This window comes from Bradyrhizobium sp. KZN70725 (genome assembly GCF_055264925.1).
Genome location: NZ_JBUYWT010000016.1, coordinates 112,950 through 133,713, shown reverse-complemented (window position 1 = coordinate 133,713; position 20,764 = coordinate 112,950). Strand labels below are relative to the sequence as shown.

Genomic DNA, 20,764 nt, shown 5'->3' with positions numbered 1-20,764 from the left:
AAAAGTGGGAACCGGTTTTTCGAATCAGATCATGCGTGAGAACGATTGATGGCGCGGCATGTGATAGCCCCGGTGGACGAGCTGCCGCCGGGTTCGCGAAAATTTCTCGAGATCGACGGACGGCCGATCGCGGTCTTCAACGTCAAGGGCGAGTTCTTCGGCCTGCTGAACCGCTGCCCGCATCAGGGCGCGGCGCTGTGTGAGGGGCCGCTGATCGGGCTCGCGTCGTCGTCGGACCCCGGCGAAATCGAATACACCAAGCTCGGCGAGATCCTGCGCTGCCCCTGGCACGGCTGGGAGTTCGACATCCGCACTGGCCAGTCCTATTGCGACCCGCGCCGCTTCCGCGTGCGCGCCTATCCGGTCAGCGTCGAGCCGGGCACCAATGTGGTGAAGGGACCGTATGTCGCCGAGACCATCAAGGTCGCGGTGGAGAGTGACTACGTGGTGGTGGATTTGTAGCCGCGACCGTCCCGAAATCCTGTTCACCGGAGATGGCAATCGGTGAGCGTCGTGCAAAGCATCCTCTTGCGTGCGTTTGGCCGCCCCCGGGGCCTGCTGGGGAGGCTCGGCGGCATGATCATGGCGCGCACCAATGCAGATTGCGGCGCGTGGGTCGCAGATCGCCTAGAGGTAGGACCTGATGACAGCGTGCTCGAAGTCGGGTTTGGTCCGGGCGCCGTCATTCATCGCCTGTCGACATTGGTGCCGGTCGGACGCATCGCGGGCATTGATCCGTCGCAGGAGATGGTCGGGCAAGCTCGCGCCCGGAACGCGGCCGCGATCGAGGATGGTCGTGTCGAGCTTCGGCTTGGCTCCGTGGAACGCATGCCATTCGATGCGAATAGCTTCGACGCGGCGCTGGCGATCAACTCGATGCAGGTCTGGCCGGATGCCGTCGCCGGGCTACGTGAGGTCCGTCGCGTGATGAAGCCGAGCGGCAGGATCGCACTCGGCTTTACGCGCTACTCCGGACAGCCCAAGGAAGGGGTGACGGAAAAGCTGGCAGCGGCCGGCTTCACGCAGGCTCAGCTGGTCGAGACAAATGAGTGGTTCTGTGCGCTGGCGACAAAGCCCGATGCAAGATGAGTTCGTAAGCCGGGCTACGCTGCGCTAACCCACCACCATTCATTCCGCCATCATCTGCCGTTCGCGCGCATAGCGCACCAGCGCGACAAAGCGGTAGATACCGTGCACGAATTTGCCGTAGGGCATGGTGATGAACAGCGCGAACACCACGCCCAGATGCAGCGCCAGCAGCGGGCCCATCGCGGCGGTCTCGCGCCACAGCAGCAAGGCGAGGCCGGTGATGCTGGTCAGGAACAGCATCAGGATGAACGCGGTGTCCATGCCCATGCGCTGCTCGTCGACCAGCACGCGGTCGCGCTTCCATTTCTCGCCGAGCAGGCCGAGCGGGCCGACCACGAGCCCAATGCCGCCGAGCGTGCCGAGCACGACGGGCAGGTCCCACCACGCATAGGGTGCCTCGCGCGCCAGGAGGTAGTGATACAGCGTGCCGACGCAGGTCGCGGCGAAGCACAGCGCGAAGCCATAGAAGGTGAAGTGGTGATACAGCTTGCGGCGGTCGGTCGGCTGGTCGTCCTCGTTGAAGCAGCCGACACCGCCGCCGTCGAGGTAGCGCAGCTCGCCGGCGTCGCGGACCGCCTGCAACAGCGCCTTCGCATCCGTCGTCATGCCGACCGGCTCGCCGATGTCGCGCCAGAAGGCGCGCACGCCCATTACCAGCGCCAGGATCGCGTAGAGCAGGGCTAAGCCGAACAGCAGCGCCATCGCATTGTGCGGCATCAGTTTGTAGAACGCGCCGGGACCGGTGTGGATGCCGGTGAGCACGCCGCGATCATTGACCGCGGCGAAGCCGAAGATAAAGGCGGCGACGCTGAGCGCTGCGATCAGGCTGATGACGAGGCCGTTGCGCGCGAACGCGCCGGCAAAGGCGCGCGGCCAGGCATAGGCGGCATAGGATTCGGCGCGCGCGACCGCGAGCGTCTTCGGTACATTGACGTTGAATTCGTGCGGCGGCGAGAACTGGCAGTCGGTGTAGCAGGCGCCGCAGCCGTGGCAGAGGTTGGCGAGGTAGTTGAGATCGCCGTCGGAGAAGGCGCGGCGCATCTCCATCGCGGGAAACACCGCGCACAGGCCCTCGCAATAGCGGCAGGAATTGCACACCGTCATCAGACGGTCGGCTTCCTGCAAGATACTCGTCCCGTGCATCGCGTCAGTCCCGCCTTCAGTTCCGCGCATTCTTGGCTGCTTCCCGGCCGGCGACGCGGCCGAACACGCTGCCGATGGTCATGCCGATGCCGGCGGCATAGCCCTTGCCGAGCACGTTGCCGGCCATGATCTCGCCGGCGGCGAACATGTTGGCGGACGGCTTGCCGTCCTTCATCAGTATCCGCGCCTCCCTGTTCACGCGGGTGCCGAGATAGGTGAAGGTGATGCCGGGCCGCACCGGATAGGCGAGATAGGGCGTCGTCTCGATCCGGCGCGCCCAATGCGTCTTCGGCGGCGTGATGCCTTGGGTAGCGCAGTCGTCGAGGATGGTGTGGTCGAAGGTGCCGGGCTGCACCGCGGCGTTGAACTCGGTGATGGTCTTTTCCAGCGCGGCCGCGTCGAGCTCGAGCTTGCCGGCGAGCTCGGCAATCGTCGCACCCGCGATCGGCGGAAACAGCGTCGGCATGAAGCTCGTCACCACGGTCGAGTCGAAGATGATGTAGGCGATCTGGTCCGGCTGCGCGGCGACCAGCCGGCCCCAGATCGCATAGCGCTTGGGCCAGATGTCCTCGCCCTCGTCGTAGAAGCGCTCGGCATGCTTGTTGACGACGATGCCGAACACGACCGAATCGTGACGCGTGATGATGCCGCCGTCGAATTTCGGCGCGCGGGCGTCGATCGCCACGGCATGGCATTGCGTCGGATCGCCGATCTCCTGCACGCCCTTGGCGAGCAGCATCTTGAGGATCGCGCCGCGATTATAGGGCGTGCCGCGGATCAGGAAATTGTCGGCCGCATCGCCCCAGGATTCCTTCAGCCATTCGATGTTGGCCTCGAAGCCGCCGGCGGCCGCAACCAGGGTCGAGGCGCGGACCTCGGTCTTGCCGCCGACCGGCTGCTTCAGCTGCGCCGAAAGGAACATGCCGTCCTCGACCGTGAGATCGATGACCTCGGCATCGTAGAGGATGTCGACGCCGAGCTCCTCGGCGGTGCGATAGAGCGCGTTCAGCATCGCGCGGCCGCCGCCGAGGAAGAACGAGTTGGTGCGGCCAAGGCTCAGCGTGCCGCCGAGCGACGGCTGCCAGCGCACGCCCTGCTCGACGATCCAGTTCAGGATGTCCTTGGACTCGTGGATCATGAAGCGGGCCAGTTCCTCGTCGGTCTGGCCGCCGGTCACCAGCAGCAAATCCTTCCAGAACTCCTCCTCGGTGTAGGGACCGGTGAGGATCTCGGTCGCCGCGTCATGGGCGCAGCGCATGTTGCGGGTGTGGCGGGTGTTGCCGCCGCGATAGAATTTCGGGGCGCCTTCCAGCACCAGGACGGAAGCGCCGGCGCGCCGTGCGCTGATCGCAGCGCACAGCGCGGCGTTGCCGCCGCCGATCACCAGCACGTCGAACCTGCGCGTCAGATCAACCATGCGCTCTTGTTATCGTTGTTGGCATGGAAAGCAACACGGCCGGGCGCATGAGCATGATCCGGAAAAGCGTGTCGCGATTTTCCGGAGAAGTCATGCCCAGCGAGCCCACCCGGCCGCGAAGTGGAATATCAGGCCGCAACCGTCTCGCGCTGCTCGATGGTCTGGCCGCCACGATAGACGATCAGCGCGGCGACGATGCCGAGAGCTGCGGCGCACATCAGCCAGTAGCCGGGCGAAGCCTTGTCGCCGGTCTGCTGGATCAGCCAGGTCGAGGCGAACGGCGTGAAGGTGCCGAACAGCCCGGCCGCCAATGCAAAGGCCAGCGAGAAGCAGGTGGTGCGGACATGCGCCGGCACGATCTCGACCAAGCAGCCCAGCATGGTGCCGCTGTAGACGCCGAAATAGAAGGAGAACATCATCTCGACCGCCAGCATCTTGCCGAACGAGGGATTGGTCACCAGCCAGTGCAACGCCGGATAGGCCGTGATGAGGGACAGGCCGGCGATCGCCAGCAGCACCGGCTTGCGGCCGATCCGGTCGGACACCGCGCCGCCGACCGGATTCCATATGAAATTGGTCACCGCAACCAGCAGCGTCACCAGCAGCGCATCCTGGGTCGAGAGCTTCAGCACGGTCTTGCCGAAGGTCGGCGTATAGACGGTGACGAAGTAGAAGGTGGTGGTGGTCAGCACCGCGATCATCATGCCGAGCACGACGATGCGCCAGTTCGCGATCGCCGAGGCGAACACCTCGCTTGCGGTCGGATGCTTCTTCATCGCGAGGAACGCCGGGGTCTCCTCCAGCGTCCGGCGCAGGAAGAAGATCACCGGGATGATCAGGCAGCCGACGAAGAACGGGATGCGCCAGCCCCAGGAGGCCACGGTCGCGGCCGGCATGCTCTCGCTGAGGACGAAGCCGAGGATCGAGGCGACGAAGATCGCGACCTGCTGGCTCGCCGACTGGAACGAGGTGTAGAAGCCGCGATTGCCGGGCGTGGCGATCTCCGCGAGATAGACCGAGACGCCGCCGAGCTCGACGCCGGCGGAGAAGCCCTGCAGCAGGCGCGCGATCAGCACGATGATCGGCGCCGCAATGCCGATGGTCGAATAGCTCGGGCAGAGCGCGATCACCACGGTGCCGATAGCCATGATCGACAGCGTCACGATCAGGCCCTTGCGGCGGCCGATGCGGTCGATATACGCGCCGAGCACGACGGCGCCGACCGGGCGCATCAGGGCGCCGAGCCAGAACACGCCGAACGCGTTGAGCAGCGCCGCGGTCTCGTTCTCGGAGGGGAAGAAGGCCTTCGCAATCGCCTGGGCATAGAAGCCGAACAGGAAGAAGTCGAACTGCTCGAGGAAATTGCCGCTGGTCGCGCGCAGGATGGCGCCAAGACGCGATTTGATCTGCGGGACTTGCGATGAACTCGACTGCGACATAACGCCCTTTCCTCCCCGTGACAAAAACGGCCGGCGCAAATTGTCTCGCCGGCCAAAGCAGTTAACTGCCATGTGCGGCAATTTGGCACGGCTGTCCGGCGCGACCAACCCGGAATCACGCGGGGGGCTATGGGAAAAAAGCCGTAGGTGGAAATCGCAGGGAGCCTTTCGAGCGAAGGGGATATTGGTTCGCGCGAAGAAACCTCGTCAAAACAACGATCTGGCGCTTCGGCCCAGGTCCAATCAGAACCGAAGCTCCGGCCGGCGCGTGCGGCGCATCAAGGCGCCGCGTGCGCCGTTGTGCCGAGCCAGCTCCGGAACGCGGAGAGCTTTGGCGTATCGGCGCGTCCCTGCGGCGAAACCAGGTAGAAGCCGGCGTCGGCCGGTAGCGCGATCTTGAAGGGAACCACGAGGCGACCCTTGGCGATGTCGTCCTGCACATAGGAGGTGCGGCCCATCGCGATGCCGATGCCGTCGATCGCGGCCTGGATCGTCACGAACAGCAGGTCGAAGGTGACGCCGGGCTGCTTGGAAATATCGGTCGGCAGCCCCGCCGCGGTCAGCCACAGCCGCCAGTCGTCGCTGTTGGCGTTGCTGGTGTGCAGGAGCGTGTGGTCCCTGAGGTCTTCAGGGCATTTCAGCGGTCTGGTTCCCTGCAGCAGCGACGGGCTGCATACCGGAAACAGCTCATCCGCCATCAGCCAGTCCGCACGCAAGCCCGCCCATTGGCCGCGGCCATAGCGGATCGCCGCGTCGACCTTGTCGCGCTGGAAGTCGACCAGGCTGGTCGAGGTGGTGATGCGAACGTCGATGCCGGAATGCGCCTCCTGGAAGGCCGACAGCCGCGGCAGTAGCCATTTGGCGGCAAGCGATGCCAGCGTCGAGACCGTCAGCACGTGATCGTCGTCCCGGCGCAACAGGCGGTCGGTGGCGAGCCTGAGATCGTTGAAGGCGGCCCGGACGCCGGGAAGGTATTCGGTAGCCTCCGGCGTCAGGCTCAGCGAGCGGTTTTGGCGGACGAACAGGCGGACGCCGAGCTCCTCCTCAAGCCGCCGGATCTGATGGCTGATCGCGGTCTGCGTCACGTTCAGTTCGGACGCCGCCAGCGTGAAGCTCATATGCCGCGCGGCGGCCTCGAACGCCCTCAGGCCATTCAGCGAAGGCAGGCGGCTGGTCATCTCTGGGGCGTCTCCAAATACATGACTTTAATTCATGCGAAACGGTACAAAGTGTCGTTTGTGAGCGGGCCGAATAGCCCCGATATTACCGCCAACAGGTTACCGACAGGAGCCGCAGATGTCCATTTTCACCCATGAATCGATGACAAATCATCATACGCCAAATCATCACGCATCGGGCCTGCTGAGCCAGGTCGGCGAGACGCTGCATGTCTGGTGGGAGCGCTACGAGCGCCGCCGCGAGCTGTCGCAGTGGACCGAGCGCGACCTGCACGACATCGGCATGTCCCGCAGCGACATCGTGTTCGAGACCGAGAAGCCGTTCTGGCGGGCCTGAGAAGGACGCCACCGCTGGCGTCGCCTCGATCGAGGGACGCCGGCTAATTTCTTCACCCGAGGAGCGTGTCATGGTTGCGCTGCATCTCGACGATCTCCAGCAATACTCTGACGTGCTGCGCGCCAAGAACGGCAGCGAGGTCAAGGTGCGCTTCGTCGAGCCGCGCGACCGCGAAGAGCTGCAGAGCTACATCCGCTCGCTCTCCGCGGGGTCCCGTTACAACCGCTTCCTGGGCGCGTTGAGCGAGCTGCCGAAGACGGAGCTCGAACGTTTCATCCATGTCGGCGAGGCTGACCGGTTCACGGTGGTCGCGACGATGCTGGTCGATGGCTTTGAGACCATCGTCGGCGAAGCCCGCTACGCCTTCCATGCCGATACGTCGAGCGTCGAGTTCGGCCTGTCGATCGATGACCGGTGGCAGGGCCACGGCATTGGCAAGGCGTTGCTCAGGAATCTCGAATGCCGTGCGGCGTCCTTCGGAGCCGAACGCATCTTCGGCGACACGCTGCGTTCCAATGCGACGATGATCGGCCTCGCCCGCAAGTCGGGCTACGCCTTCACCCAGAGCCCCGGCGACTGGAAGCTGGTGCGCTTCGTGAAAGAGATCCACGTCGAACCGCAAGACATTCCCTGTGCCAGCTGGCGGCTTGCCGCCACTTCCCGCTTGGCCGCGATGTCCTCGCTTGCGGTTTGACTGACTAGGCCCGGTTCTGGCCCCTCCAGAACCGGGCCCTTTTCTTTTCCCAACCGGTGCTGCGACTGCTACTCGTCATGCGCGGGCTTGACCCGCGCATCCATCGAGCGAAAGCGTTTCTTTCGATGGATTGCCGGGTCAGGCCCGGCAATGACGGACATCGAACTAGGATCAACTCCCCCGAAACACCGGCTTGCGCTTCTCGATGAAGGCCTGCACCGCCTCCTTGTGATCGGCCGTCGTGGTGAGCCGGATCAGCCGCTCGGCCTCGTGGTCGCGTGCGGTGGCGAAGTCGAACTGCAGCGCCTCGTCGAGATTGTCCTTCATGTAGCGCAGCGCCAGCGTCGGGCCTTCGGCGATGGACTTCGCCAGCGCAAAGGCGTCGTCCTGCAGCGTTTCGTCCGGCACCACGCGATTGACGAGACCGATCTGCTCGCATCTCGTGGCGTCGACCTTCTCCGAGGTGAACATCAGCTCGCGGGCGCGCGAGGTGCCGACCAGCCGCGTCAACAGCCATGCCATGCCGTAATCGCCGCTCAGCGCCACGCGCAAGTAACCGGTCGAGATGAAGGCGGATTGCGCCGCGATCCGGATGTCGCAGGCCATCGCGATCGCAAGGCCGGCGCCGACCGCGGGACCGGGAAGGGCAGCAATGGTCGGCTTGCGCACCGAGGCCAGCGAGCCGGTGAGCAGGCGCTGGCGCTCCTGCAAATCCGCGACCTTGTCCTCATAGGACATTTCGAGCTTCTTTTTGTCGCGATGCGCGCCCATGCCCTTGACGTTGCCGCCGGCGCAGAAAGCCTTGCCGGCGCCGGTGACGAGCAGCACGCCGACCTCGGGGTTCTCGCCGCAGGTCTTGATCATCGTGCGCAGCGCCGGCGTCAGTGTGTCCGACAGCGAGTTGCGGGCGTCCGGGCGATTCAGCGTGATGACGGCGACGCGATCGCGGATCACGCAGAGCAGTTCGTCGGTGCCGGTCTCGATCTTGATTTCAGCGGTCATGTCGTCGCTCCCCATGTCTGTTTGTTTCGTCATTCCGGGATGGTGCGCTAGCACCAGACCGGAATCTCGAGATTCCGGGTCTGGTGATAGCGCACCATCCCGGAATGACGGTGAAAGTTACTTCACGCGGTGAGCAAAAGGCGCCAAGCCTCGTGCGCACCGCCTCACAGCTTGCTCGCGATCTTGATCACGTTGGCGTTTCGTCCAGCCTACGCTGCTTACATGATCTTCGTCATCTCAAAACTTCTCAACCCAGGGCCGCAATTCCAGCTCCCAGGTCCAGGCACTGCGCGGCTGCTGCAGCACGCTCCAGTAGCTCAGTGCAATCGCGTCGGGATCGAGCATCGAGTCCGGCCGGTCGGCGGGCTCGGCGCGGGCAGCGCTGCGGATGCCGCCGTCGATCACGAAATGCGCGACGTGAATACCCTGCGGCGACAGTTCGCGCGCCATGCTCTGCGCGAGGCCGCGCAAGGCGAACTTGCCCATCGCGAACGGCGCCGATTGCGCATAGCCCTTCACGCTGGCGGAGGCGCCGGTGAACAGGATTGCGCCCTTCTTGTTGGGCAGCATGCGCTTCGCCGCCTCCTGCGCCACCAGGAATCCGCCGAACGCCGAGACCGCGATCGCCTGCTCGACCTCTGAAGGGACCAGTTCAACGAAGGGCCCGCGCGAGCGGCCGGAGGCGTTGTAGACCACGAGATCAGGCGTTCCAATCTCGCGCTCGACCAGACCAAAAAGACGTTCGACATCCTCGGCCTTGGTGGCGTCGCAAGCATAGGCCCGCGCGCCGGTTTCGGTGCAGAGCGCGCCGAGCTTCTCGATGCTGCGGGCGCCGAGTGCCACGCGAATTCCCTCCCGCGAAAATAGCCGCGTCAACGAGGCGCTGAGACCCTCGCCGGCGCCGACGATCAGGGCGATCTTGTATTTTGGAATATCCATTGGGCTTTCCTTTGCTCGGCCGGAGGAGGATAGTCGTGCCCAAACAAATGAGCACCGAAGCCGGGAATTCAATGCAGCCGCACAAGCAGGATCCGAAAACGTCAGCCGCCAGCCAGCCGGGCCTGCTGGCGCCCGACACGACGGGAATGAATTTCTACCGGGCCGATCCGGCGCTGACCGATCTTCTGAAGCTGCATTTGCCCGATGCATTGTTCCGCCATATCGAGCCGCATCTCGACCGCCTCGGTGGATTGGCCGGAGGCTATCTCGACGAATGCGCGCGGCTTGCCGACCGGCATACGCCGGTGTTGCACCAGCGCGACAAGTTCGGCCGCGACGTGCAGCACATCGAATATCATCCGGCCTATCGCGAGATCGAGAAGGCCGCGTTCGGCGAGTTCGGCATCCATGCGCTGTCGCTCCGCAAGGGCATCATGGGCTGGCCCGACAAGTATCCTGTCGTGGCCAAGCACGCCTTCACCTTCCTGTTCAACCAGACCGAATTCGGTATGGGCTGCCCGATCAATGTCACCGACGGTTGTGCAAAGCTGCTGGCAAATTTCGGCAGCGAGGCGTTGAAGGCGAAATATCTCGACGGCCTGACCCAGACCGACATGAGCAAGCTGACGCAGGGCGGCCAGTTCATGACCGAGAAGGAGGGCGGCTCCGATGTCGGCACGCTGACCACGCGCGCCGTGCAGGAGGGCGACCACTGGCGGCTCTATGGCGAGAAGTGGTTCTGCTCCAACGCCGATGCCAAGGTGGTGATGCTGCTGGCGCGGCCGGAAGGCGCCGGGCCGGGCACCCGCGGCGTCGGCCTGTTCCTGATGCCGCGTTTCCTCGACGACGGTTCGCAGAACCATTACCGGATCGTGCGGTTGAAGGACAAGCTCGGCACCCGCTCGATGGCCTCGGGCGAGATCAAGTTCGACGGCGCGATCGCCTACGCCGTCGGCAAGCTCGACCGCGGCTTCGTGCAGATGGCCGAGATGGTGAACTCGTCGCGGCTCTCCAACGGCGTGAAATCGACTGCGCTGATGCGCCGCGCCTGGCACGACGCGATGACAGTGGCGCGTGGCCGCGTGGTGTTCGGCCAGCGCATCATCGACCTGCCGCTGGCGCGGCGGCAGCTGATGAAGATCATGCTGCCGACCGAACAGGCGCTGTCGATGAGCTTTTTGACCGCTGACGCGCTGGACCGCGCCGAGGCCGGCAGTCAGGACGCCGCGGCGCTGCTTCGCATCCTGACGCCGACGCTGAAATTCCGCGCCACTCGCGACGCCCGAAAGGTCTGCGGCGATGCGATGGAGATGCGCGGCGGCATCGGCTACATCGAGGAATTCGTCACGCCGCGGCTGCTGCGCGACGCGCATCTCGGCTCGATCTGGGAGGGCACCGGCAATATCGTCGCGATCGATGCGCTGAAGCGTGCGGTCGGCCGCCATGGCGCCGACAATGCGCTCGCCGCCGATCTGCATGCGCGGCTCGATGACAGCCCGAATGTTCCGCAGGCCTGGCGCAACCGGCTGCGCGATCTCAGCGACCGTGCGGTCGCGTTTGCGCGCGAGGTGGCGAGCCGCATCGACAATGAGGGCGACGCGCGCCGCGCCACCAGCCTGCTCTATCATGTCGCAAGCGCGGTCGCGCTGGCGTGGGAGGGCGGGCGCATCCACCAGATGCGCGGCGATGCGCGCCGGCTGTTGCTGTCGCGGATGGTGATCGATCACCGCGTGCTGCCGGGCGATCCGTTCCGGCTAACGGAAAATACCGTTCAGCGCACGATGACCGAGCACCTGCTCGGCGATGGCGCGGTCGGCATGGCCGAGGTTGGCGAATTGCTTGACGCAGCGTAGGCTGCTGCGCGAGCGAACTTTTCAAACAATCAAAAACGTCAAGGGAGACCCCGATGAAGGCCGCCGTCCTGCATGAAGTCAATCAACCGCTGGTGATCGAGGATGTCAGCGTGCCCAATCCGGGGCCGCGCGAGGTCCTGATCCGCACCGCGGTCGCGGGCCTCTGCCATTCCGATCTGCACTTCATGGAAGGCCTCTATCCGCATCCGCTGCCGGCGGTGCTCGGCCATGAATCGGCCGGCGTGGTCGAGAAGGTCGGCTCCGACGTCAATTACGTGAAGCCCGGCGATCACGTCGTCACCTGCCTGTCGGTGTTCTGCGGCACCTGCGACAACTGCACCACCGGCCGCACCGTGCTGTGCACCGACACCACGGTGAAGATGCTGCCCGGCGCCTCCAACCGCCTGTCATGGGGCAGGAAGGAGAAGCTCAACCAGTTCCTCAATCTGTCGTCCTTCGCCGAGCAGATGCTGGTGCACGAGAACGCCATCGTGAAGATCAAGAAGGAGATGCCGCTCGATCTCGCCGCGCTAATCGGCTGCGGCGTCATCACCGGTTATGGCGCGGTGGTGAACACCGCGAAGGTGACCGCCGGCGAGACGGTGGCTGTGATCGGTTGCGGCGGCGTCGGCATGGCCGCGATCAACGGTGCGCAGATCGCCGGCGCCGGCCGCATCATCGCGATCGATACCAATCCGGCCAAGTTGCAGCTTGCGACCAAGCTCGGCGCCACCGATATCGTCGATCCGGCCCGCGGCGACGTGGTCCAGCAGGTGCGCGAGCTCACCGGCGGCGGCGTGCAGCACTCCTTCGAGGTGCTCGGCCGCAAGGACACCGCCGAGCAGGCCTTCGCCATGCTGGCGGCGGGCGGCACCGCGACCATCGTCGGCATGATCCCGTTCGGCCAGAAGATCGAGCTGCACGGCTTCGACTTCCTGCGCGAGCGCCGCATCCAGGGCTCGTCGATGGGCTCCAACCACTTCCGCGTCGACATGCCGCGCCTCGTCGACTTCTACATGCGCGGCAAGCTGCATCTGGAAGACTGGATCTCGGCCAAGCTGAAGCTCTCCGAGATCAACGAGGGCTTTGCCAACATGAAAGCCGGCAAGACGCTGCGCAGCGTGATCATGTTTGATAGCTGAGCGTGTGTCGTCCCGGCGTAGGCCGGGACCCATACGCCGCGGCCTCGCTTTGGGCACGTGGGTGGACGACTTTCTTTACTCACCACAAGCTGCGGTGGTTATGGGTCCCGGCCTGCGCCGGGACGACACCTGAATCGCTCACCGCGCGACATGCGCGGATACCGCGCGCCATTTTCCGTTCTGCCGCGCCCAGCAATCGGTATAGCGGCCGTGCGCCGGCTCACCGTCCGCGTTGGTGTAGCTGGTCTGGGCGTGGATGATGGCGAAATCGCCGAGGATGCGGATTTTGACGTCCTCGGCCTTCAGGCCCTTGATCTTCACCGGGATCGCGGTCTGCTTCAGGAAGGCAGCGCGGTCGACCAGGCTCTTGTCGGGATTGGTGCAGTAGAAGTCCTGCGCCAGAATTTCGTCGAAGCGCTTGACGTCGCAGTTCTGAACGGAGTCAACGTAGTCCTTGTTGAGCTTCGTGAGCTCCTCGAGATCGTTGCTCATTGGTTTCCTCCCTGGTTCTGCTGTCCGTCATTGCTGTGTCGGCGGCGGCGGCCTCGATACCGTCATCCTGAGGAGCCGCGAAGCGGCGTCTCGAAGGATGCACGGCCCGGCCGGTGGCCGTCGACCCTTCGAGACGCGCGCAACGGCGCGCTCCTCAGGGTGACGGCGATAGAGTTAGGTGCCCTTCGTCGCTCTGCAATGACCGCTGATCAATCATCGAACATCTTCGGCGGCACGAAGCCGCCGAATTCGCGCTCGATCAGCTCGGCGAGCTTGAGCGGCGTGCGGTCCTCGAGCCAGGGGCCGACGATCTGCGCGCCGACCGGCAATCCGTCGGGCGCAAAGCCGGTCGGGATCGCGGTCGAAGGCAGGCCGGGCAGGGTCGCGATGCCGGGCCAGGCGAGCTGGTCGGTGTAGATGTAGGGCTCGCCGTCGATCAATATCCGCCGCTGCTCCTGGTCGGGCGCATGATCGTGCGGATAGGCCGGCGTCGGCATGATCGGGCAGATCACCGCGTCGAACGATTTGAACAGCTCGCGCCATTGCGCGCGCAGCCGCGAGCGGGCGACCGTCGCCTGTACCCAGTCGCGGTGGCTGAGCGCGATGCCGCGCAGCCGTTCGGCCTGCAGGCTGTTGTCGCCGGCGGGCAGCGCGGCCGCTGCCGCGCAGGCGCCGGCATAGACCTCCGGCGGGAAGGTCGCGGCGAGGAACGACAGCAACATCCGCATATAGAGCCGCGAGGACGCCGCGAAATCCGGCAGCAGCGGGCTCGACCGCGATATCTTGGCGCCGGCCTTGTCGAGGTGGCTCGCGAGCTTGTCGATGCTGCCGCGAACCGCCTTGTCGGTCGGCAACACCGAATCGGTGTCGATCACGAGGATCCGGAAATCCTTCAGGCTGGCGTGGCGCGCCGCCGGCAGGTCGAGGCGATAGGCCTTGCCGGCATCGAGCGGATCGGGAGCGGCCATCACGTCGAGCAGCAGCGACAGGTCGGCCGCGCCGCGCGCCATCGGGCCGGTTACCGCAAGGTCGCGCTCATAGATGATGGGCGGTGCCGGCGGCGCGGTGTGGCCGCGCGACGGCAGCAGCGCGAAGGTCGGCTTGTGCGCATAGACGCCGCAATGAAACGCCGGCACGCGCAGCGAGCCGCCGATGTCCGAGCCGAGCGACAGCGCGCCATAGCCCGCGGCGAGCGCCGCCGACGATCCGCCGGAGGAGCCGCCCGGCGTGCGGCCGAGGTCGTAGGGATTGTTGGTGGTGCCGTAGATCTCGTTGTAGCTCTGCCAGTCGGCGAGCCCGACCGGCACGTTGGTCTTGCCGAGGATGACGCCGCCGGCGTCCTTCACGCGCTGAATCGAGAGCGCGTCCTCGGTCGGGACAAAATCCTTTTGCGGCAGGAAGCCCCAGGTCGTCGGCAAGCCGGCGACGTTGAAGGATTCCTTCACCGTCATGGGGATGCCGAGCAGCGGCCTGTGCTCGCCGCGCGCGATCGCGGCATCCGCAGCGCGCGCAGCGGCGAGGCCGCGCTCGAAGTCGCGCACGCAGACCGCGTTGACCTTGCCGTCGTGGCGCTCGATGCGGCCGATCGCGTCCTGTGCGAGCTCAACTGCCGAGACCTGCTTGTTGCGCAGCGCCTTCGACAACTCGACGGCGGTCTTGAAGCTGTATTGCGATTTGGCCACGGCGTGCTCCCGGTTTGTTGTTGGCGCGATGATGGGCAGTTTGGCTGCCGCCCGCAAGCGCTGTAGCCGTGACGTTGTCGCCGTGTTTGATCGGAATTGCTCTGCTCTACCTCGCCCCGCTTGCGGGGAGAGGTCGCCGCGCGCTTGCGCGGCGGGTGAGGGGGTACAGGTACGTCGACTTGCGTCACGTGTGGATATGGCCCCTCACCCCAACCCTCCCCGTAAGAACGGGGAGAGGGAGAATTGAACCGTTGCTACGCCGCGCCGATCAGGATGCCGACCGCGAGCACGATCGCGCCGCCGAGCACGATCTGGAATACCGCCTGCAGGAACGGCGTGTCCATGTAGCGCGCGCGGATGAAGGCGATCGCCCACAATTCGAAGAACACCACGATCCCGGCGATCGCGGTCGCGATCCAGAATGCGTTCGGCCAGGCATCGGGCACCAGATAGGGAATGGTGTGGCCGAGCCCGCCGAGCGTCGTCATCAAGCCGCAGGTCAGGCCGCGCAGCCAGGGCGAGCCGCGGCCGGTCAGCGAGCCGTCGTCGGACAGCGCCTCGGCAAAGCCCATGCTGATGCCGGCGCCGATCGAGGCGGCAAGCCCGACCAGGAAGGTTTGCCAGTTGTGATGCGTTGCGAAGGCGGCGGCGAACAGCGGCGCCAGGGTCGAGACCGAGCCGTCCATCAATCCGGCGAGACCCGGCTGCACATATTGCAGCACGAACATCCGCCGCCGCGTGCGGTCTTCCTCGGCGCGCACGTCCGGCTTGAGGATCTCGCCGGTCAGCTTCACCGCGAGCTTCTCGTGGCCCTTCTCCTCCTCGGCGAGATCGCCGAGCAGCCGCCGCACGCCGACATCCTCGGCCTTCTCGGCGGCTTTGGCATAGAAGCGCTCGGCTTCCAACTCCATGGTCTCGACTTCCTTGCGGATGGTGTCGAGCGGCAGGTTCTTGGTGAGCCAGATCGGGCGGCGGCGCAGGAAGCCTTTGACGTCCTCGCGCCGGATCGGCGGCAGATGCGCCCCGAAGCGCTGCTCGTAGGTTTCCAGCAGTCGGTGGCGATGGCCGCGCTCCTCCTCGGCCATCTCCTCGAAAATCTTGGCGGTATCGGGATAGCGCCCGGCGAGATCCTCCGCGAACGTCATGTAGATGCGGCTGTCCTCCTCCTCGGAGGCGATCGCGACCGCCAGCACCTCGCGCTCGGTCAGATCGGCAAAGTTCTTCACGGCAACGCCTTGTTCACAGAGTTTAAAATTAGAATAGTTCTAAACTATAGGGTTGCACCGGCGCCGGGTCAAATCCGGATCGGCCCGGATTCGCTGTTGCAGCACCGGCAAGCCGCGCGGGTTGAGCGAAGAAAACGCCTGAGATCAACGGGATGCGACGCGACGGCCGAACGGGAATCTAGCGCTGTGCGCCGGCGTCTCGCAGGAATGTGAGCAGCAGCCGGCTCACCTCATCGGGCTGCTCCTGCTGCACCCAGTGCCCGGCACCGTCGACCAGATGACAGCCGATCATGTTGGTGCAGGCTTTCGTCTGCATCGCCTCGAACACGCCAGGCCGCTGATAGGTGCCCCAATCCTGTTTGCCCGAAATGAAGGCCGACGGCTGGTCGATCGTGCGGCCGCTCCAGGTCTGTAGCTCCGGGACGAACGCCCCCGAGGTGCCGCAGCGATACCATTGCAGCCCGCCCTGGAATCCGGTCCGCCGATATTCGGCGCTGTAATATGCGAGCTCGCTATCCGGCAGCCACGTGTTGGCGGCGATCGCCTCGCGTGACGGCATCTCCTCGGCGACGGTCGCGGCCATGTTCTTGGCGATATCCATCACGTAATAGGTCGGCAGTTTTGCCAGTTCGCCTGCCGACCAGGATTGCAGCGGATACGGCTTGTTGTCTTTCCAGTCCGCGCTTTTGTGGTGGTAATAGGCACGCAGGAAGTCGTGCACGCCCTGCGGCGCGCGATGCATGTCGTCACTGGCCGGGCGCGTCGAATAGTACCATTGGTAGTGCTTGCGCGGCCGCGGCAGCGCGGCGAGCTCGCGATGCACGGGGTCGTCGGTCGCTGGCTTTGTCGGCGCGCTCGCGGTGTTGAACGGCAGCGACGGCGGCCCCGAAAACGGCGCGCTCATCATCACCACCGCGCGGAACACGTCGGGCCGGATCAGTGCGCACCACGCCGCAACCGACGAGCCGAAATCGTGCCCGATCACCGCATCGACGTGCTTGTAGCCGAACGCAGCGACCAGCCCGAGCGCATCGCGCACCAGATTGGGCAGGCGGAATGACGCAAGATCGCCGTCATACTCCGCACTCCAGCCTGATGTGCGGCCATAGCCGCGCTGGTCCGGCGCGATCACATGATAGCCGGCGGCGGCGAGCTTCGGCATCACCTTGCGCCAGGAGAACGCCAGCTCCGGAAAGCCGTGCAGCAGCAACAGGCAGGGCCGGCCGGATGTTTCGAAGCCCGCTTCCAGCACATGCATGCGCAGGCCGTTGATCCCGTCGACATAACGCGAGCGGATGGTGGAGGGCAGCGGGATGTCGGGGAGGGCTGGCATCGGAGATCACCTGTTTGGCATCGCCGCACAACCAGCGCATTTCGCTGTATGCTGGCGGCCATTGTTTCACGATAGCAACTTTGCCCAGGGGATGCATACCGCATGCGCCACGCCAGGATTGCAGAGCTGACCGGCTCGATGTCGCGCCTCGGTCTGACGGTCGTGGCCGCAAGCTTGATGCTGGCATCGGCCGTGCGTGCCGCCGACATCAAGCAACTGACCGAAAGACTGCCGCACGCCTATATCGGCGAATTCCTGTGGGACGGTGACGCGACGGTGCAGCACCTCGTCATCACCTTCGACAAGGTGCAAGCGCTGAACGAGCAGAACGCGGAAGCGCGCGGCTGCGGGTCATACGAGGTCGGCGGTCACGTAACCAAGATCGGCGTGCAGATGTTCATCCGGCTGTCCGATCTCGAGGTCGAGCTGTTTGAGCGGTCGCCCGACGACAGTGGATCGTTCGAGACCGAGGGCAGCCACCGCGGCAAGCTGTCGGAGGATTTTAAGCAGATCGATGCGCAGTGGACCACCACGGCAAATGGCAAGCACGGCCAACTGCATCTGCGCGCCGCGGCGTCTGCCGCGTGCGAACCGGCGGCGGAGTTGTAGGTCGGCGGGGTGCGCGCAAGCGGCGTCCCGCGTGCGCTCTTCATCCTCCCCCGGATCGTTTGCACTATTTCGGAATATTGGAAATCTATCTCTGAGTTGCCCGACGTGTCAAGCTGCCTTGTCGAACGCGGGCAGCCGCCAGCTCCTTTGCATGGGGTTGTTTTCGATATTTTGGCCGCGGCGCGACGACGGCCCCTCCGGGGAGCGGCGAACCGCGGTCACGGCCTGGCAGGCACCTTCGGCCAATAGCGGTCGCGCAGATGGCGCTTCACCAGTTTGCCGGTCGGCGTGCGCGGCAGCTCTTGCTCGAAGTCGATGCTCTTGGGGCATTTGATCGGCGACAGATGCTGCCGGCAGAACGCGATCAGCTCGGCCTCGAGCTCCTTGCCGGCCCTGGTGATGTCGTGCGGCTGCACCACGGCCTTGACCTCTTCGCCCATCTCCTCGTTCGGCACGCCGAACACCGCGACGTCGGACACCGCCGGATGCGTGATCAGGACGTCCTCGGTCTCCTGCGGATAGATGTTCACGCCGCCGGAGATGATCATGTAGCTCTTGCGGTCGGTCAGATAGAGGAAGCCCTCTTCGTCGAGGTAGCCGACATCGCCGAGCGTCGACCAGCCCTTGGTGTTGTAGGCCTTCTTCGTCTTCTCCGGATCGTTGTGATAGGAGAACGCCGGCGCGTCGGCGAAAAAGACCTGACCGATCTGGCCGGTCGGCGCTTCCTCGTCGTTCTCGTCGAGGATCTTGACCTTGCCGACCACCGCGCGGCCGACCGTGCCGCGGTGGGTCAGCCATTGCTGCGAGGTCGAGACCGTGACGCCATTGCCTTCGGAGCCGGCGTAATACTCGATCAGGATCGGTCCCCACCATTCGATCATCTCGGCCTTGACGTCGACCGGGCAGGGCGCCGCGGCGTGGATCGCGCCTTTCAGCGACGAGACCTTGTAGCGTGCGCGCACTTCGTCGGGCAGCTTCAGCATGCGCACGAACATGGTCGGCACCAGCTGCGACTGCGTCACCTTGTGCTTCTCGACCTGCTTCAGAAATTCCTCGGCGTCGAAATGCTCCATGATGACGGAGGTGCCTCCGAGCACGGTGGCCATCATGTTGAAGCGCAGCGGGGCCGCGTGATAGAGCGGCGCCGGCGACAGATAGATGCTGTCGGCATTCATGCCGCACATGTCGGCGGTGAGAATGCGCAGGAACGGGTTCGGCACGTCGATCCGGTTGCCCTCGAACTGCTTCTTGATGCCCTTGGGTCGGCCGGTGGTGCCGGAGGAATACAGCATGTCGTAGCCGGCGACCTCGTCGGCAACCGGCGTGGTCGGCTGCGCGCCGGCTTCCTTGTCGTAGGAGCGGAAGCCCGGTGCGGGCTCGTCCATCATGTAGAACAGCGGCTCGCCCGCCTCGCCCTTGATCAGGCCCTTCACCTTGTCGGCGCACTGCGGGGTGGTGATGAACACCTTCGCGCCGCAGTCCTTGATGATGTAGGCGATCTCTTCTTCCGTCAGATAGCGGCTGATCGCCGTGTAATAGAGACCCGAGCGCTGCGCTGCCCAGCAGATCTCCATGAATGCGAGCCGGTTTTCCATCAGCAGCGCGATGTGGTCACCGGCCTTCAGGCCGAGCGAGCGGAACAGATTCGCGCCCTGGTTCGAAAGCTCGTCGAGCTCGCGATAGGTGATGGCCTTGCCGGACGCCGCCATCTGATAGGCGATCTTGTTCGGATGGGTGCGCGCGTGGATCGACGGATGGGTCATTGTGTTTCCTCGGAGCATCAATAGTGGTCGTCCCCGCGAACGCGGGGACCCATAACCACCAATTTTTCTTGTTGGACTGAGTTGTGGCCCCAGCCGCGCCTAACCACAAACGGCTGTGGTTATGGGTCCCGGCCTACGCCGGGACGACATCATTGTTGTGGCCGCTGATGCGGACTTTTCTTACAGCCGCTCGACAATCGTCACATTGGCCATGCCGCCGCCTTCGCACATGGTCTGCAGGCCGTAGCGCTTGTTGCGCTGCTTGAGGGCATGCAGCAGCGTCGTCATCAGCTTGGTGCCGCTGCCGCCGAGCGGATGGCCGAGCGCGATCGCGCCGCCGTTGACGTTGAGCCGGGCCGGATCGGCGCCGGTGGTCTTCAGCCAAGCGGTCGGCACCGAGGCGAAGGCCTCGTTGACCTCGAAGAGATCAATGTCGTCAATCTTCATGCCGGCCTTCTGCAGCGCGCGCTGGGTTGCCGGCAGCGGCGCTTCCAGCATGATCACGGGGTCGCCGCCCATCATGGTGAGGTGATGGATGCGCGCCATCGGCTTGACGCCGAGCGCCTTCAGGCCCTTCTCGTTGACGACCATGACGCCGGAGGCGCCGTCGCAGATCTGGCTGGCGCTCGCCGCGGTGAGCTTGCCGTTCTCGGCGATCAGCTTGACGCCCTTGATGCCGTCGAGGCTGGCGTCGAAGCGGATGCCTTCGTCGATGTGATGGGTGTCGGTCGAGCCGTCGGCGCGGGTGATCTTGACCGGCACGATCTCGTCCTTGAAGTGGCCGGCTTGCGTGGCCGCGATCGCGCGCTGATGGCTGTTATAGGAGTATTCGTCGAGCTCGTCCTTCGACAGGCCGTACTTCTCGGCCATCATCTCCGCGCCGGTGAACTGGCTGAACACGATGTTGGGATACTTCGCCTCGATGCCCGGGCTCTTGTAGTGGCCGAAGCCGTTCTTGGCGGGCAGCGAGGAGGCGAGGCCCATCGGCACGCGGGTCATCGATTCCACGCCGGCGGCGATCACGCAGTCCATCGTGCCAGACATCACCGCCTGCGCCGCGAAGTGCAGCGCCTGCTGCGAGGAACCGCACTGGCGGTCGATCGAGGTCGCCGGCACGCTCTCCGGCAGCTTCGAGGCCATGACAGCGTTGCGCGCGATGTTGGTGGACTGCTCGCCGGTCTGCATCACGCAGCCCATGATCACGTCCTCGACCTGCGCCGGGTCGGCGCCGGTGCGCTCGACCAGCGCATCGAGCACGGTCGCGGCCAGATCGGCCGGATGCCAGCCGGCGAGGCGTCCTCCCTTGCGGCCGCCCGCGGTGCGAGCGGCGGCGACGATATATGCCTCGGCCATGTCTGATCTCCCTGATGTTTCCGGATTGGGCGGTCTGAAAGTTGGGCCGGATTTAAGGGGTGGCTCAGCATTT

19 protein-coding genes are annotated in these 20,764 nt (G+C 65.1%); 7 read left to right on the top strand and 12 right to left on the bottom strand.

The genetic code is table 11. From position 1 onward, the window contains the following. Positions 1–48 precede the first annotated feature (48 nt). Complete coding sequence (locus ACZBJS_RS17955) at positions 49–462, top strand: Rieske (2Fe-2S) protein (RefSeq protein WP_016846808.1); 414 nt, start codon at positions 49–51, stop codon at positions 460–462. 42 nt (positions 463–504) lie between these two features. Next, positions 505–1,089, top strand: coding sequence for a class I SAM-dependent methyltransferase (locus tag ACZBJS_RS17950; protein WP_210263000.1), 585 nt, complete (start codon positions 505–507; stop codon positions 1,087–1,089). A 39-nt stretch (positions 1,090–1,128) separates the two neighbouring features. Here ACZBJS_RS17950 and tcuB read toward each other — a convergent pair whose 3' ends face one another. From tcuB to ACZBJS_RS17930, 4 genes are all read right to left on the bottom strand, one after another. Further along, the gene (gene tcuB, locus ACZBJS_RS17945; RefSeq protein ID WP_316397500.1) at positions 1,129–2,232 is read right to left on the bottom strand and encodes a tricarballylate utilization 4Fe-4S protein TcuB; all 1,104 of its coding nucleotides are present in this window, start codon (positions 2,230–2,232) and stop codon (positions 1,129–1,131) included. A gap of 16 nt (positions 2,233–2,248) precedes the next feature. Further along, the gene (gene tcuA, locus ACZBJS_RS17940; protein ID WP_410469765.1) at positions 2,249–3,649 is read right to left on the bottom strand and encodes an FAD-dependent tricarballylate dehydrogenase TcuA; all 1,401 of its coding nucleotides are present in this window, start codon (positions 3,647–3,649) and stop codon (positions 2,249–2,251) included. A gap of 128 nt (positions 3,650–3,777) precedes the next feature. Beyond that, entirely contained in the window at positions 3,778–5,088 is a 1,311-nt protein-coding gene (tcuC, locus tag ACZBJS_RS17935) for an MFS transporter (RefSeq protein ID WP_076832572.1), read from the bottom strand. A gap of 278 nt (positions 5,089–5,366) precedes the next feature. Beyond that, on the bottom strand, positions 5,367–6,266 hold the full coding sequence (locus tag ACZBJS_RS17930) for a transcriptional regulator GcvA (RefSeq protein WP_057020076.1): 900 nt from the start codon (positions 6,264–6,266) through the stop codon (positions 5,367–5,369). 118 nt (positions 6,267–6,384) lie between these two features. Here ACZBJS_RS17930 and ACZBJS_RS17925 point away from each other — a divergent pair, with 118 nt between their 5' ends. Both ACZBJS_RS17925 and ACZBJS_RS17920 read left to right on the top strand, forming a co-directional pair. Beyond that, positions 6,385–6,603, top strand: a complete 219-nt coding sequence (locus ACZBJS_RS17925) for a DUF1127 domain-containing protein (RefSeq protein ID WP_316397497.1) — start codon at positions 6,385–6,387, stop codon at positions 6,601–6,603. A 70-nt stretch (positions 6,604–6,673) separates the two neighbouring features. Continuing rightward, a complete protein-coding gene (locus ACZBJS_RS17920) occupies positions 6,674–7,297 on the top strand; it encodes a GNAT family N-acetyltransferase (protein WP_316397496.1) in 624 nt (207 codons plus the stop codon). 171 nt (positions 7,298–7,468) lie between these two features. On the opposite strand, the gene ACZBJS_RS17915 is transcribed toward ACZBJS_RS17920, so the two are convergent. After that, positions 7,469–8,299: an enoyl-CoA hydratase gene (locus ACZBJS_RS17915; protein WP_057020172.1), complete on the bottom strand. Its 831-nt coding sequence runs from the start codon at positions 8,297–8,299 to the stop codon at positions 7,469–7,471. A gap of 237 nt (positions 8,300–8,536) precedes the next feature. Continuing rightward, on the bottom strand, positions 8,537–9,238 hold the full coding sequence (locus tag ACZBJS_RS17910; protein WP_316397494.1) for an SDR family NAD(P)-dependent oxidoreductase: 702 nt from the start codon (positions 9,236–9,238) through the stop codon (positions 8,537–8,539). A gap of 71 nt (positions 9,239–9,309) precedes the next feature. Between ACZBJS_RS17910 and ACZBJS_RS17905 the strand changes: the two genes are divergently transcribed. Both ACZBJS_RS17905 and ACZBJS_RS17900 read left to right on the top strand, forming a co-directional pair. Continuing rightward, a complete protein-coding gene (locus tag ACZBJS_RS17905; protein ID WP_316397515.1) occupies positions 9,310–11,091 on the top strand; it encodes an acyl-CoA dehydrogenase family protein in 1,782 nt (593 codons plus the stop codon). A gap of 53 nt (positions 11,092–11,144) precedes the next feature. Continuing rightward, positions 11,145–12,233 (top strand): Zn-dependent alcohol dehydrogenase, encoded by a 1,089-nt coding sequence (locus tag ACZBJS_RS17900; protein WP_018269116.1) that lies wholly within the window; start codon positions 11,145–11,147, stop codon positions 12,231–12,233. Between the two features lie 138 nt (positions 12,234–12,371). Here ACZBJS_RS17900 and ACZBJS_RS17895 read toward each other — a convergent pair whose 3' ends face one another. From ACZBJS_RS17895 to ACZBJS_RS17880, 4 genes are all read right to left on the bottom strand, one after another. Next, positions 12,372–12,725, bottom strand: a complete 354-nt coding sequence (locus ACZBJS_RS17895; protein ID WP_057020071.1) for a nuclear transport factor 2 family protein — start codon at positions 12,723–12,725, stop codon at positions 12,372–12,374. 209 nt (positions 12,726–12,934) lie between these two features. Then, positions 12,935–14,407, bottom strand: a complete 1,473-nt coding sequence (locus ACZBJS_RS17890) for an amidase (protein ID WP_316397492.1) — start codon at positions 14,405–14,407, stop codon at positions 12,935–12,937. A 254-nt stretch (positions 14,408–14,661) separates the two neighbouring features. After that, on the bottom strand, positions 14,662–15,633 hold the full coding sequence (gene mbfA, locus ACZBJS_RS17885; protein WP_057016287.1) for an iron exporter MbfA: 972 nt from the start codon (positions 15,631–15,633) through the stop codon (positions 14,662–14,664). Between the two features lie 178 nt (positions 15,634–15,811). After that, entirely contained in the window at positions 15,812–16,966 is a 1,155-nt protein-coding gene (locus ACZBJS_RS17880) for an alpha/beta hydrolase (RefSeq protein WP_316397491.1), read from the bottom strand. A gap of 102 nt (positions 16,967–17,068) precedes the next feature. On the opposite strand from ACZBJS_RS17880, the gene ACZBJS_RS17875 reads away from it, so the two are divergent. Then, entirely contained in the window at positions 17,069–17,575 is a 507-nt protein-coding gene (locus ACZBJS_RS17875) for a hypothetical protein (protein WP_316397490.1), read from the top strand. Positions 17,576–17,793: 218 nt separating this feature from the next. On the opposite strand, the gene ACZBJS_RS17870 is transcribed toward ACZBJS_RS17875, so the two are convergent. Next, positions 17,794–19,338, bottom strand: a complete 1,545-nt coding sequence (locus ACZBJS_RS17870; protein WP_316397489.1) for an acyl-CoA synthetase — start codon at positions 19,336–19,338, stop codon at positions 17,794–17,796. 180 nt (positions 19,339–19,518) lie between these two features. Continuing rightward, positions 19,519–20,691, bottom strand: coding sequence for an acetyl-CoA C-acetyltransferase (locus ACZBJS_RS17865; protein ID WP_057016283.1), 1,173 nt, complete (start codon positions 20,689–20,691; stop codon positions 19,519–19,521). Positions 20,692–20,764: the final 73 nt, after the last annotated feature.